Annotated in this window: 1 protein-coding gene; it reads right to left on the minus strand. The window is 65.0% G+C overall.

Annotation, left to right across the window (positions count from 1 at the left end; all coding sequences use genetic code 11):
• Positions 1-229: 229 nt before the first annotated feature.
• Positions 230-1252 (minus strand): IS30 family transposase (locus tag ABVS03_RS11535; RefSeq protein ID WP_368019216.1); only part of this gene is annotated, 1023 nt, incomplete at its 5' end.

The raw sequence follows: 1252 nt of genomic DNA on the forward strand, positions 1-1252 counted from the left end.
GGTTGATTTAAAAACTCAGCCGAACGCCCGGGGCTGATTCGGAGATTCTCGAGGTCAGAGGAACGCACCCCTCTGGCCTCGAGCGCTCTCTCTCGGGGGAGGGCCAGCCCAGGAAGGCGGCGCCTGCCCTTTCCGATGACTTCGGAGCATGATTCCAGAACCCTCCGGCAGTCGCCTCAAGACTCATCCGAAAGGTCTGGCTGTGGTCCTTTTTCCGGGCGGAATCTGCTTAGATGGTCATGCCTCTCCCTTCCTCACGGGCAAGGAGCGAGGGTGTGAGGTTGAGCTCGCCGGGGCCTATCTCCTCGACGCCGAGGGCGTCGAGGAGCCTCTCGGCGAGCCCTCCATAGGCAAGCCTGAACATCCTGATGGGGGAAAGGCCTGCCAGGGACGGCCTGGGCTCCGAGTTCACGTGGCTCATGAGAAGGGCGCAGTCGGCCCTCGTGAGGGCATCGAAGCTCGTCCCCTTGGGAAGGACCTTCCTGAGCTCCACGTGGTTGCGCTCGCAGGAGCCCTTCTGCTGGGACTGCCTCACGTCGCAGTAGAAGACGCGGGCACGCCTTGCCGCGCTGTCCCCGGCCGACCGCTCTATGAGCACGTGGTCCGAGAACTCCGCCCCGTTGTCGGTGAGGATCGGGTCGAAGAGCCTGCCGAAGCCATCCATCCCCACGGCCTCCTCCAGCGCGTCCAGGGCCCCCGCAGCCTCCTCTGCCGTCTTCCCCCCGAGAAGCAGCATGAGCTGGAACTTGCAGGGCCTGAGATATAGGGTGAGCAGGCACTTCGAGTCATGCACCCTGCCGATCACGGTGTCCATCTCGCAGGCAGAGGACCTCTCCTCCTCGCCGAGGCCGAGGAAGGCGGCATAGGAGCGCTCCGCCCCGTGCGAGGTGCTCCTGGGAGCTGCCTTCTTCTTCCTCGGCTTGTAGGAGACCTCACGCCTGAGCTCGATGTTCCCGGTGCCGGCGTAGCCCTCCTCTATCCATCGGTAGATGGTGGCGGGGCTCACGTCGAGGGCGTATGAGACGACGATCTGCTCGGGAGAGAGGCCGCGCGCGAGGCCCTCCTTCACGCACCCCATGATGTGCTCGAACTGCTCCCTTGTCTTGTCGATGCCGCGCCTCGAGGCCGAGAGCTCCTCGTCGGCCAGGGCCTGTGCCCTGGCCGCCCTGTACTCTGCCTGCCACCTCTTCGGGCAGTGGTAGTTGCGCAGCCTGCAGCCATTGCACACATAGGGCCAGGAGAGCAGCTTCGG

The sequence above is a fragment of the Olsenella sp. AGMB03486 genome, assembly GCF_040884255.1.
GTDB classification, from domain to species: domain Bacteria; phylum Actinomycetota; class Coriobacteriia; order Coriobacteriales; family Atopobiaceae; genus Olsenella_L; species Olsenella_L kribbiana.